Below are 12,483 nucleotides of genomic sequence, written 5' to 3'. Positions count from 1 at the left end.
TGAATGCAAACTTTGAACTTTAGCTAAAATAAGCTATCCTACTGGGGTTCATGGTTATTAACAGGTTATTTCGTGCAGCATAAATTCATACACATCTTGACCATTACATTGGTATTACTGGCGTTTATCGGCCAGTCGAATGCTATGGTTGATATGCCTTGTATGGACATGCACCAACAACCTGCTCATCAAATGGATCACTCTAAAATGAACCATGCTGATATGGCTCATTCAATGGAACAAGCGATGGTTCAGCCAATGGACTGTTGCGAAGATGGTGGCAACTGCAATATGACCACCTGCTCAACGCTGGCTATGGTGTTGGAACCACAAACCAACTCTCAGGCAAACCAACACAACCAATCCATCGACTTATATTCAGATCAGGCGATAACCTCAATTTCCAGCTCTCTCTATCGCCCACCCATAAACTACTAACACAGCCTCGATCCGTCTGGAGCTCTCTGTTCGACAGAAGCTCTCGCAAGACATAACGCTGAGTTAGTGGTGTCAATTAAACACTCTACTCATAAGCATTAGGTTTAAACCCAACTTTGTTGGTTCATCGCTCTGCTGGAGGAGTGATATGTTTAATTTATTCTATAGTCATAACGTGACTCTGAAATTCATAGTAGCAGTACTGCTTTTCTGCGCTTCGTGTGTGAACATAGCTGCACAAGCCAGCTCAGAACAGGCCGCGAAAAGCTTAACTCTTGAGCAGGCAATAAGCCTGGCTCAAAATAATGACCCCTGGCTACAAAGCAATCAATACCGTCAGCAGGCGGTTGAAGCACAAAGTATTTCAGCAAATACTTATGCCGATCCAATGATTTCAATTTCCGCAGCTAACCTTCCGGTAGATAGCTTTGACTTTTCTCAGGAGGCCATGACCCAATTAAAAGTTGGAGTCACACAAGCCCTCCCGCGTGGCGACAGCTTGGAATTAACGCAAAAAAGACTAAACCAACTCAGTCAGGAATTTCCGTTACAGCGCCAAGATCGAAAAGCCAAAGTTAAAGCGACAGTCACGCAACTATGGCTTGATATTTACCTGGCAGAACAAACCATCAACTTAATTGAGCGCGATCGACAGCTCTTTGAACAACTTGCAGAAACCGTTTCTCTCAACTACTCCAGCGCGATGGGACAAACCCGACAACAAGATGTAATTCGTGCTCAGGTGGAACTGACTCGACTCGATGACCGTTTAAGTAAATTGCATCAAGAACTGGCGACAAAAACATCGATGCTTAAAGAATGGCTCATCAATGATAGTCATTTAGCCTTTGCGCACAATTATTTTTCACTTCCCGCTGCCATGCCGATGCTCTCGTTAGATCATAAGCAAGTAATTTCACTGGAGTCTTCCAAGGATAAACAAGCACTCATTCAACACCTGCAACAACACCCGCAGGTCTTAGCGTTTGAGCAAAAAGTGAAAGCCAGCGAAACCAATATTGATCTGGCAAAGCAAAAATACAAGACTCAATGGAGTGTTAACGCCAGTTACGGTCATCGCGATGACAACCCAATGGGTAACAGCCGTTCAGACTTATTCTCTGTAGGCGTCAGCTTTGATTTACCGATATTTACCAGTAACCGCCAGGATCAAGAAGTCACGGCCAGCGTTAAAGAAAGAGAAGCCATGAAAGCTGATAAATGGTTACTACTTCGTAGCCTGTTATCCACAACAATAAACTATCACGGCCAACTGAATGAGCTAAACAAACGTCGCTCTCTGTATAAAGAAAGTTTATTAGAAGAGATGAATCAGCAAGCCGAAGCAACACTCAATGCATACACCAATGACAACGGTGATTTCACTGAAGTGATGCGTTCCAGAATTGATGAGCTCAACACCAAAATTGAAGCGCTAAACGTCGAGATCAATTATCTCAAGACCGTTGCACAACTTAACTACCTTTTAACTCAAGCTAAACAGTAAACTCCAGGGTGAAACTATGAATAACAAATCTCTAGTAAGCATTATCATTGCCGGTATAGTCGGTACCATCCTGGGCGTAACTGCAATGGCATTATTTAGTGGCTCCGGTGATTCAACGGAACAGACCTCAGGCAAAAAAGAACCTTTATATTGGGTAGCACCAATGGATGCCAATTACAGACGTGACAAACCAGGCAAGTCACCTATGGGCATGGATCTGGTGCCCGTTTATGAAGAAGACGCAGGTGAAGATTCACCAGGCACCATTAAGATCTCTTCTGCGGTGGAAAATAATATATCGGTGAGGACTGCTGAGGTTAAGGAAGGTTACATTTCTCATGAAATTAATACCGTCGGTTATGTGCAGTTTGATGAAGACAAGCTGATTCATATTCATCCAAGAGTCGAAGGCTGGATCGAAAAACTGTATGTCAAAGCCGCTGGTAACCCAGTGAGTAAGGACCAACCGCTTTATGAGCTTTATTCCCCACAATTAGTCAATGCACAAGAAGAGTTATTGCTTGCATTAAAGCGCAATAATCGCGAATTAATTCGTGCGTCAGAAAGCCGCCTACGAGCATTGCAACTCTCAGACTCGGTTATTAAGGATATAAAAACAAAGCGTACTATACGTCAAAGTGTGGTTTTCTATGCTCCAACCGATGGCTTTATTAATGAGCTGAATATTCGTGAAGGTTTCTTTGTTAAACCCGGCACTACCATGATGTCGATTGGTGCTTTAGATAAAGTCTGGGTTGAAGCAGAAGTTTTTGAACGCCAAATTGGACTACTCGAGCCAGGACTTGCAGTAACTATGACCTTAGATACTGGCGCAAAAGACACCTGGCAAGGTGAAGTGGATTACGTTTACCCAACACTCAACGCAAGCAATCGCACCGCACGAGTGCGCATTCGATTTGATAACCCCGATTTTGCGCTAAAGCCAAATATGTTTAGCAACGTCACCATACATGTGAATGGCAAGAAACAAGCGATATTGACTCCTCATGAAGCGGTGATTCGTACTGGAAAACAAGACCGAGTGGTTCTCGCTGTTGGCGATGGTAAGTTCAAGTCGGTTGCGGTGACACTCGGTGAGTTTGGTCAAGATTATGTGGAAGTAGTCGATGGATTGAATACCGGTGATCGCATTGTAACCTCAGCGCAGTTCCTTATTGATTCGGAGTCGAGCAAGAACTCAGACTTTAAGCGCATGAGCCAGAGCAATCAATCAGACGACACAACTAATAATGAAGCGGCTGAAGAATCTGTGTGGGTCGAAGCCACTATCGAAAGCGTTATGGCTCACCACAATATGTTGAACGTCAGCCATGGCCCAGTTAAAGAATGGGGTTGGCCATCAATGACTATGGATCTGGATACCGCTGAGAATCTAGATTTATCGTCAGTAAAACAAGACATGACAGTCCATATTCAAATAACCAAGTACCCTGATAATAGTTACCTGATTACTCAGATTCATATTCCCGAACAAACTGAAGAAGAACAAATTGAAGAAGAACAACCTGAGGTGGATCATTCTGAGATGGATCATTCAAGCATGGATCACTCCAACATGGACCATTCTGGCATGAACCATGAGGAGAGTGATCAATGATAGCGTCTATTATTCGCTGGTCGATCCATAATCGGTTTTTCGTTTTATTGGCGACCTTAATCCTAATCAGTCTAGGCATTTATTCGCTAAAGAAAACACCGGTGGATGCCATTCCCGATTTATCGGATGTGCAGGTGATTATTAAAACCAGTTATCCTGGTCAAGCGCCGCAAGTAGTGGAAGATCAAGTCACTTATCCACTAACTACCGCCATGCTTTCGGTGCCTGGCGCAGAAACAGTACGCGGCTTTTCGTTTTTTGGTGACTCTTATGTCTATATTATTTTTGATGAAGACACTGACATGTATTGGGCTCGCTCACGTGTGTTGGAATACCTCAGTCAAGTTACTCCCTCATTACCCGAGACTGCTAAGCCACAATTAGGACCTGACGCAACTGGAGTGGGTTGGGTTTATTTATACGCCTTAATCGATAAAACAGGTCAGCATGACATCAGTCAATTGCGTAGTTTGCAGGACTGGTTTCTAAAGTATGAACTGCAAACGGTTTCCGGTGTGTCTGAAGTGGCCACGGTGGGCGGTATGGTCAAGCAGTATCAGGTCAAAGTTGATCCTGAAAAGCTACGAGCTTACTCCATTCCTTTGGATCTAATTCAACGAGCCATCAAGCTAAGCAATCAGGAGGTGGGAGCTTCTGTGGTAGAAATGGCCGAAGCTGAATATATGGTCAGAGCCAGCGGCTATCTCAAAAACCAGCAAGACATTGGCAATGTTCCATTAGGCGTCAACGATCAAGGCACTCCCCTGCTACTGAAAGATGTTGCCGAAATAAGTATTGGCCCACAGATGCGTCGCGGTATTGCTGAACTTAATGGCGAAGGTGAAACCGTGGGCGGCATCATTGTCATGCGCTATGGTGAAAATGCTCAGGAAACCATTAATGCAGTCAAAGAGAAATTAACTGATTTAAAATCGAGTCTGCCTGATGGGGTAGAACTGGTCACTGTCTATGACCGAAGTGGCTTGATTGAGCGAGCAGTTGATAACCTTTGGCAGAAACTACTGCAAGAACTGATCATCGTTGTGCTGGTCTGCATGATTTTCCTGTTCCATGTTCGCTCATCATTGGTCGCAGTGATCAGTTTGCCCGTTGGAATTCTGACCGCATTTATCATCATGCATTGGCAAGGTTTAAACGCCAATATTATGTCACTTGGTGGTATTGCCATTGCAATCGGAACCATGGTTGATGGTGCCATTGTGATGATTGAGAATATGCACAAGCATCTGGAAAAAGAAGCAGAAACCAATCAGTCCATGAGCAGCGAAAGACGCTGGCAGATTGTCGCAAAATCAGCAACTGAAGTTGGCCCCGCCCTATTCTTTAGTTTGCTGATTATTACCGCCAGCTTTATTCCTGTCTTTACCCTGGAAGCACAGGAAGGTCGAATGTTTTCTCCATTAGCATTCACCAAAACCTATGCCATGGCGGCATCAGCGGCTTTGGCCATCACCTTGATACCGGTGTTAATGGGGTATTTTGTGCGTGGCAAAATAAAGTCTGAAAACAATAATCCAATTAACCGTGGTCTCATTGCCGTATATAAACCTTTGCTTAAAACCATTCTCAATTATCCCAAAACAACACTAGGTATAACACTGGTGGTATTCCTCATAGGGTTGTGGCCTTTAAACAAAATTGGTAGTGAGTTTATGCCAACTCTGGATGAAGGCGACCTGATGTACATGCCAACTACTTATCCAAGTTTGTCGATCGGTAAAGCACGAGAAATTCTTCAGCAAACGGACAAGCTTATCAAAACTATCCCTGAAGTTGAGACAGTGTTTGGTAAAATTGGCCGTGCCGATACCGCGACTGATCCTGCACCATTGACTATGATCGAAACCTTTATTCAGTTAAAGCCACGCGATCAATGGCGCGAAGGCGTCACTACCGACAGCTTAAAACAGGAGCTGGATCAACTGGTTACCATTCCTGGTTTAACCAATGCCTGGGTCATGCCGATTAAAACGCGCATTGACATGCTGGCAACTGGTATCAAGACACCAGTGGGTATCAAGGTGTCTGGGCCTGATTTAAGTGTGATACAAGATATTGGCAGCCAATTAGAAAATATTCTGACGGATGTTGAAGGAACCGCATCGGTTTACTCTGAGCGAGTTGCAGGTGGCCGCTATATTGATATTGATATTGATCGGCAACAAGCTGCACGTTACGGATTAAATATCTCAGCGATACAACAAGTGATAGCAACAGCAGTCGGTGGCATGAATATCACACAGACCGTAGAAGGTCTTGAACGTTATCCAGTCAATCTTCGCTACCCACAAGAGTACCGCAATTCTCCCGAACAGTTAAAGCTGTTACCTATCGTAACGCCAGCTGGCCAAAGGATTGCTTTGGGTGATGTAGCTGAAATCAAAATCATCGATGGACCACCCGCAATCAAAAGTGAAAACGCGCGCATTAATGGTACTGTTTTTATCGATATTGATGATGTAGATATTGGACACTACATTGAGCAAGCTCAACAAGCGGTTAATGATCAGTTGCAACTTCCCGCTGGCTACTCGCTAACCTGGGCAGGCCAATATGAGTATATGTTACGGGCAGAAGAAAAACTCAGTTACGTGCTGCCATTAACTCTAGCCATAATCATGGTGCTACTGTACTTGAGCTTCAGAAACGTGATTGAAGTTATCATTATTATGGGCACCCTACCTTTAGCCATTATCGGCAGTTTGTGGTTAACCTATTTAATGGGCTTTAATTTCTCAGTGGCAATCTGGGTTGGCTTTATCGCACTTGCAGGGGTGGCGGTTGAGATTGGAGTCATCATGCTGGTCTATCTCAATCAAGCTTACCAGGCTCTTATCAGTGATAATACTCGTCAAATAGATAAGTCGCACTTGCGGGACTCAATTGTTGAAGGAGCATCAATGCGTGTACGCCCGATTATGATGACTGCTGCCTCTATCATTTTGGGCTTGCTACCGATATTGTTTGGCGGTGGCGCAGGTTCAGAGCTAATGAGTGGCATTGCTACGCCAATGGTAGGAGGCATGATCAGTGCTCTAATATTAACTCTTATTGTCTTGCCATTGGTATACTTCCTTTGGCGCTCAGCATCAATAAAGAAAAGTTAATCTCTTGTAGCTAGTCTCTCGCATTTGATTTTTTGTGACTAATACCACTGATGCATATTGCATCAGTGGTATTAACTTGCTGCTGCAAAGCAATCTCTTCGCCCTAAGCTGTGGCAAATAGCATAAGTTAAATCTGCTCGATTTAAAGTGTAAAAATGAAAGTTTTTAATACCCTCTTTCGAGAGCAGCTTAACCTGCTCAATGGCAATGTGCGAAGCAATCAACTGTCGAGTAATCACATCTTGATCAAGCCCCTGATAAAGCTTGTGCATCCATCCTGGAATTTCAACCTGAGTAAAACGGGCAAATTTTAGAAGCTGAATAAAATTAGTTACCGGCAAAATGCCAGGTACTAAATCAACATCTAGGCTGTTTTGTGCACACTTATCTCTGAATCGCAGAAAGCTTTCAGTATTGAAAAAGAACTGGGTTATTGCACGATTAGCGCCAGCATCGACCTTGCGCTTAAGGTTATCAAGATCGGCCTGAGCACTTAATGCTTCGGGATGAACTTCAGGATAAGCTGCCACACTGATATCAAAGTCATATAAACTTTTCAGCTTATAAATCAGATCAGTGGCATAATTGAAGTCACCCACATGTGAATCCTCATCAGGCTTATCGCCACGCAAGGCCACGATATGGCGAACTCCTAGCTCCCAATAGCGATGAGCAATAGTCTCAATCTCAGACTCAGTTGCATCAATACAGGTTAAATGAGGTACAGCATTAAGACTGGTTTCGGTAAGAATTTTCTCGATTACACCATGAGTTCTTTCGCGGGTACTGGCCCCCGCTCCATAAGTCACCGACACAAAGTCTGGCTGCAATGGCTCTAACTTTTTGATGCTACTCCATAATATCGAGTTCATTTCATTGCTGTTGGGCGGGAAAAATTCAAATGAAATATTGACGTTACCCGACAAGCTGGCAAAGTCATGGTTGATACGCTCCAATTCTTTTGCATGAAAATACTGGTGCTCCACTCTGCTCATTAGGCACTCCTTAGCAAATCGCATAAATCATTTAACACGCCTGCGGCGGTAACCTCTCTACCCGCACCAGGCCCCTGAAGAATAAGCGGGTTGTCGTTATACCATTGACTACGAATAGCAAACACGTTGTCACAGGGATTAAGGTTGGCGAAAGGATGGCTTGGCTCAATGATCTCCAGCTTTAAACTAAGCTCATCGTTAGTGAGCGTGGCGATATAACGCAGCAAACCGCCTTGTTTTTCTGCCTGCTGGTATAACTTTTCATAATACTCATCAATATGGCTTGAGTTATCCCAAAAATTGTGTAGGCTGCCTTCCAGTAAGGCTTTATCCAATGCAGGCTCGAAGTTTTCAATGGCATCAGTGAAACCTGCATCGCGAGCTAAAATTCGAATTTTACGAATAACATCGTTACCTGAAAGGTCTTCTCTTGGGTCAGGCTCTGTGAAGGCATTGGCCTTGGCTTGCAGCAATAAGTCACTAAACTTTTGCTGGCCATTGAACTGCCCAAACAACCAGGAAAGTGAGCCCGAGAAAATTCCAGAAATACTGATAATCTTATCGCCTGACTCTTTAAGCTTTTTAATACTGGATTGAATAGGTATGCCAGCACCAGCAGTAGTATTTTTAAACCAAAAGCGCCTATTGTCTTGCAGTATCTTTTCAACTTGACTAGCAAGCTGATGATTAGATGCTGCTATTTTGTTAGCAGAGATTAAGTGCCAGCCATTAGAGGCAAAACTGGGATATAATTCAGCAATATCATTACTAGCAGTCAGATCAATTATCACCAGCTCTTTGTGAACATAGTTATTAAGCACATCAAGAATTTCATTACGATGATTACTGTGTATAACATTTTCAGATTGAGAACTTTGCGGTAACGCTTCCTGCTAAAGTAGATCAATAGCATCAGTGTTATCGAGTAAACAAGCTTTAGACAATGTATAGTTGCGACTGTTGGCTACTCCCAACAAAGATAAGGATCGGTTCAAGGAAGTCTCAATCTCATTTTTATTATCCTGCAATATTCGAATGAACTGCTTGCCGATATTGCCAAAGCCCAAAACCACAATTGGAATTGAAGGCTCTAAAACAAAGAAAGTATCGTGCAAGTCATGCAGTAAAGTAATAGCCTGTTTATCTTCAATCAGAACACACAGAGTATGTGCATTAGCAGGATAGTGAATTTCCTCAACAGAAAAGCGCTCTAGTCTGTTAACAAACTTGCTGATAATCTTTTGATTCTGACGAATACTTTGCCCGACCAAACTGATCAAAGACAAGTTGTTTTTCTCAACAATCGGATAAAATTGAGCAGCCTGGATAATAGAAACGGTATTAAAGCGATCAGACTCTGCCACATATAAAGTCAGCCGATCCAGAGTTCGATCAAAGTTGCTGGCATAACTGGCAATCTGGTTTAGCAATATACGCTGCTGAATAGTTCGAGCACTCAGTTCATTAATATTATTAACAACAATGCGTGTCAGTGATTGCTTAATGGCAATCGTCTTAACATAACCCGATGAAACAGGGAGTTGTGTAATCTGTGTCCCTGAAGAATCTTCAATAAAGGAACTTTTTATGAAAGCTTCTGTTTTATAGGTTAACAAAGGCGTGACAGTCTTTTGGTGTAGCACATTTGCGCCCAACTCAGAAATTGCTTGTGCTTCACACAATGATAAATGCTCTACTCTTTTGGCATTATGAACAATATTAGGATCAGCTGTAAAAATACCATCAACATCAGTCCAAATGGTTACGGATTTAGCTTTAACTAACTGAGCAATGATAGTTGCACTGTAGTCACTACCATTTCTGCCTAAAGTAATTAACTGATCATTATTGTTGCGGGCAATAAAGCCTGTGAATACATAACGTATCAAGCAGTCTTTGTGACCTTCATATAGCACTTGATACAAGTTTGAAAAATTATCTTCCGCAAACTTTTCATCAAACTGGTTGTATTCATGCAAGGAAGTCAGTTTCAGATAATTGCTTGCATCAACCGCCTGCGCTTCGCATTCCAAATTAGCCAATAATTGAGTCAATAAATGTGCTGACCACTTCTCACCGAAAGAAAGTATTTCATCATTGTGGGTAGGACAGTGTCGACACAACTCTCGAACCTCTTCAATATCATTATTAATCAGCTCAATAAAATGTTCAGTATTAATATTTAGACCAGACACTAACCTCTTATAGAACGACTTAATGCCTGATAACGAGTTGACTCGACCATGAATGGCATCCAACAAAGTGTCTGTAACATTACCGTTGGCTGAGACAACGATAATATCGCCGGGTCTGGTTTGTTCGATGACTATATTGCACACTGTTAACAGCTGCTCAGAGGTTGCCAAGCTTGAGCCACCAAACTTATGAACATTAATGCCTAAGTTTTTATAGCTAGTTGCGTCAACAATAGGCTTGGTGCTTTCAGCTGAATTGATATGCACTTGCTCAGGCATGTTGCTCACCGTGTAATACTTTAATTTGACATCGTTGAAAGGCACTGTCTAAATCTCTCACTAAGTCATCAGCATCTTCAATACCGACTGAGAGGCGAAGTAAACTACTGCTAATGCCTGCATTTAATCGAGCATCAGGAGCCATTGCAGCATGGGTCATGGTTGCCGGATGACAAATCAAACTCTCGACCCCACCTAATGACTCAGCTAACGAAAAAAGCTTTAGGCTATTAACAAATGTTCGCAGATTGGCCTGTTCTGTATGTAACTCAAAGGACAACATCGCGCCAAAACCCTTTTGCTGGTTTTTAGCGATATCATGTGTGGGGTGCGAGCTTAGACCGGGGTAGTAGATATTTTTTACCAGTGGTTGTTTCTGTAAATACTCAATAACTTGCTGAGTATTTTCCTGGTGCTGACGAATGCGGACAGACAAGGTGCGAAGTCCGCGACTAGTAATAAAACTATCAAAAGGCGAACCCGTAACGCCGATACAATTAGCCCACCAGGTAAGCTGTTCAAACAGCTCCTGTTCTTTGGCAATCACCGCACCTCCAACAACATCACTATGTCCATTAATATATTTAGTGGTTGAATGGACTACGATGTCAGCACCAAGGGTTAATGGCTGTTGCAACACTGGTGATAAAAAAGTGTTGTCGACCACCTTAATAATATCCTGCCCCGCTAGCTTACAAATATTCTGAATGTCCACCACACGCAGCAATGGGTTGCTCGGGGTTTCAATCCAGATCAATTTTGGCTTGGTTTGTAACGCCTGCTGTAAGCTTTCCTCACAACCTTGATCGACAAACTCAACCTTGAACTGCCCTTTTTCCGCTAGGCTATTAAGTAAGCGGTATGTGCCACCATAGCAATCATGCGGTGCAATAATGACATCATCTTTACCGCACAGATGAGTGACCAGATAGATCGCAGACATGCCGCTTGAAGTGATAACACCACCGCAACCCCCTTCTAACTCAGCCAAAGTGTCGGCAAGAGTATCTCGTGTTGGATTACCTGAGCGACTATAGTCATAACGTCTCGGTTGCTCCAAGTCAGCAAACGTATAATTGGATGATAGATATAAAGGGGGTGTCACTGCCCCAAACTGTTGATCCGATTCAATACCGGAACGGACTGCAATAGTCTGATTACTACTGGTCATAGTGAGCTCCTCAAAAATGGTGTTATACACTCTGTCAATTGCTCGGTTTCTAACAGAAAACCGTCATGGCCAAATTGCGAGTAAATAGTTTTAATATGAGTTTCACCTGCACAAGAAGAAGCACACTCCTCGACTAGCCGGCAAGGAACTAATCTATCGCTATCTATAGCAACAAACAGTGCCTGAGTGTGGATGTCTTTTGGGTTAACTTTATGCAGGTCGATGGACTGTGAAAGTGAACGGTATTTTTCGATGTCAAACTTGCTGGCGAACTTTTCACCTTGATGCTTTAAATATTCAACAAGCTCAAATGTTAAAGTTTGTTTGTTAATCACTCTCAATGGATTGAATCGAGTTTCTAATTCCTGATCACTTCGATAGCTGATAAAGCCAAGCTCTCTCGCTATAGAAATGGCAGCTTTAAACTCTCCGGTACGGATACCCAGGTTCAATATCTGTTGTTGAATTTGACGTTGGGCCACCGATACCTGTGTATTTCGGTGGGCTGCCGCTATACAGATCAGTTTTTCAAGCTTCGCAGGATATAGTGCCGCGAATGCCAAAGCCACCATGCCACCGTAGGAACTACCAACGATCGCTTCTATTTTGCTAAAGCCCAACTTGTCCAACACTAGATGGATTATTTTCGCTTGGTCAAAAGGAGAAATAAGAATTGGTTTTTTAGAATCTTGATTAGCAATATAATCAATGCCAACCACACAGAACTGTTCGAGGTTGATAGCCTTTCCTGCACCGACTAACTCCCCCCACCAGTCATGGATATTGCGTGAGGCTGAAATTCCACCCAGTACCACGATGGCTGGATTATGCAAAGAGCCATAACAGTTGTAATGTACTTCCAAGTCTTCAATCAGGCCACCATGCAGTAACGACAAACTGTCTAGATGAACTGATCCCATATCAATAAATCCCACACTTTGCTTGTGTGCCCGACTGGGCACCGACAGCCAGTGTTCTGAATTACTATCTGAAATCAACTCTGAACTATTCAGTTCTACACTTTGATGTGACATATTGCGACCCGCTTATAAGCATTCAAGATTGAACAATTACAAAAAAAAGACGTTTAGCCGTCTATATGGCTAATATATTATTTTATAAGTTTACAAGTCAAGATGTTTAGAGGGCTGA

Annotated in this window: 9 protein-coding genes; 4 read left to right on the top strand and 5 right to left on the bottom strand. The window is 42.9% G+C overall.

Annotation, left to right across the window (positions count from 1 at the left end):
• The first annotated feature begins 72 nt into the window (after nucleotides 1-72).
• The 4 genes from ACN0VI_RS06740 (at nucleotide 73) to ACN0VI_RS06725 (ending at nucleotide 6,691) form a co-directional block, all read left to right on the top strand.
• The gene (locus ACN0VI_RS06740; RefSeq protein WP_417446215.1) at nucleotides 73-438 is read left to right on the top strand and encodes a hypothetical protein; all 366 of its coding nucleotides are present in this window, start codon (nucleotides 73-75) and stop codon (nucleotides 436-438) included.
• A 148-nt stretch (nucleotides 439-586) separates the two neighbouring features.
• Nucleotides 587-1,945: a TolC family protein gene (locus ACN0VI_RS06735; protein ID WP_417446214.1), complete on the top strand. Its 1,359-nt coding sequence runs from the start codon at nucleotides 587-589 to the stop codon at nucleotides 1,943-1,945.
• 16 nt (nucleotides 1,946-1,961) lie between these two features.
• The gene (locus ACN0VI_RS06730; RefSeq protein ID WP_417446213.1) at nucleotides 1,962-3,563 is read left to right on the top strand and encodes an efflux RND transporter periplasmic adaptor subunit; all 1,602 of its coding nucleotides are present in this window, start codon (nucleotides 1,962-1,964) and stop codon (nucleotides 3,561-3,563) included.
• Entirely contained in the window at nucleotides 3,560-6,691 is a 3,132-nt protein-coding gene (locus tag ACN0VI_RS06725) for an efflux RND transporter permease subunit (protein WP_417446212.1), read from the top strand. Before ACN0VI_RS06730 ends, ACN0VI_RS06725 begins: the two co-directional genes overlap by 4 nt.
• Before the next feature lie 71 nt (nucleotides 6,692-6,762).
• On the opposite strand, the gene metF is transcribed toward ACN0VI_RS06725, so the two are convergent.
• The 5 genes from metF to metX all read right to left on the bottom strand — a co-directional run bounded on the left by metF (nucleotide 6,763) and on the right by metX (nucleotide 12,365).
• The gene (gene metF / locus ACN0VI_RS06720) at nucleotides 6,763-7,686 is read right to left on the bottom strand and encodes a methylenetetrahydrofolate reductase (RefSeq protein WP_331892470.1); all 924 of its coding nucleotides are present in this window, start codon (nucleotides 7,684-7,686) and stop codon (nucleotides 6,763-6,765) included.
• On the bottom strand, nucleotides 7,686-8,507 hold the full coding sequence (locus ACN0VI_RS06715; protein WP_417446211.1) for a hypothetical protein: 822 nt from the start codon (nucleotides 8,505-8,507) through the stop codon (nucleotides 7,686-7,688). The genes metF and ACN0VI_RS06715 overlap by 1 nt, the downstream gene beginning before the upstream one ends.
• Before the next feature lie 72 nt (nucleotides 8,508-8,579).
• Nucleotides 8,580-10,160: an aspartate kinase gene (locus tag ACN0VI_RS06710; protein WP_417446210.1), complete on the bottom strand. Its 1,581-nt coding sequence runs from the start codon at nucleotides 10,158-10,160 to the stop codon at nucleotides 8,580-8,582.
• The gene (gene metB, locus ACN0VI_RS06705; protein ID WP_417446209.1) at nucleotides 10,153-11,331 is read right to left on the bottom strand and encodes a cystathionine gamma-synthase; all 1,179 of its coding nucleotides are present in this window, start codon (nucleotides 11,329-11,331) and stop codon (nucleotides 10,153-10,155) included. Before metB ends, ACN0VI_RS06710 begins: the two co-directional genes overlap by 8 nt.
• Complete coding sequence (metX, locus tag ACN0VI_RS06700) at nucleotides 11,328-12,365, bottom strand: homoserine O-succinyltransferase MetX (protein WP_417446208.1); 1,038 nt, start codon at nucleotides 12,363-12,365, stop codon at nucleotides 11,328-11,330. The genes metB and metX overlap by 4 nt, the downstream gene beginning before the upstream one ends.
• Between the last annotated feature and the right edge of the window lie 118 nt (nucleotides 12,366-12,483).

This window comes from Kangiella sp. (assembly GCF_048265365.1).
Taxonomy (GTDB): Bacteria; Pseudomonadota; Gammaproteobacteria; order Enterobacterales; family Kangiellaceae; genus Kangiella.
This window is presented reverse-complemented; position numbering and strand designations above follow the sequence as displayed.

What these genes read in the sequence shown, in the direction of transcription:
- ACN0VI_RS06735 (WP_417446214.1), top strand. Translation starts at nt 587, where the DNA reads ATGTTTAATTTATTCTATAGTCATAACGTGACTCTGAAATTCATAGTA.
- ACN0VI_RS06730 (WP_417446213.1), top strand. Translation starts at nt 1,962, where the DNA reads ATGAATAACAAATCTCTAGTAAGCATTATCATTGCCGGTATAGTCGGT.
- ACN0VI_RS06725 (WP_417446212.1), top strand. Translation starts at nt 3,560, where the DNA reads ATGATAGCGTCTATTATTCGCTGGTCGATCCATAATCGGTTTTTCGTT.
- metF (WP_331892470.1), bottom strand. Translation starts at nt 7,686, where the DNA reads ATGAGCAGAGTGGAGCACCAGTATTTTCATGCAAAAGAATTGGAGCGT.
- ACN0VI_RS06710 (WP_417446210.1), bottom strand. Translation starts at nt 10,160, where the DNA reads ATGCCTGAGCAAGTGCATATCAATTCAGCTGAAAGCACCAAGCCTATT.
- metB (WP_417446209.1), bottom strand. Translation starts at nt 11,331, where the DNA reads ATGACCAGTAGTAATCAGACTATTGCAGTCCGTTCCGGTATTGAATCG.
- metX (WP_417446208.1), bottom strand. Translation starts at nt 12,365, where the DNA reads ATGTCACATCAAAGTGTAGAACTGAATAGTTCAGAGTTGATTTCAGAT.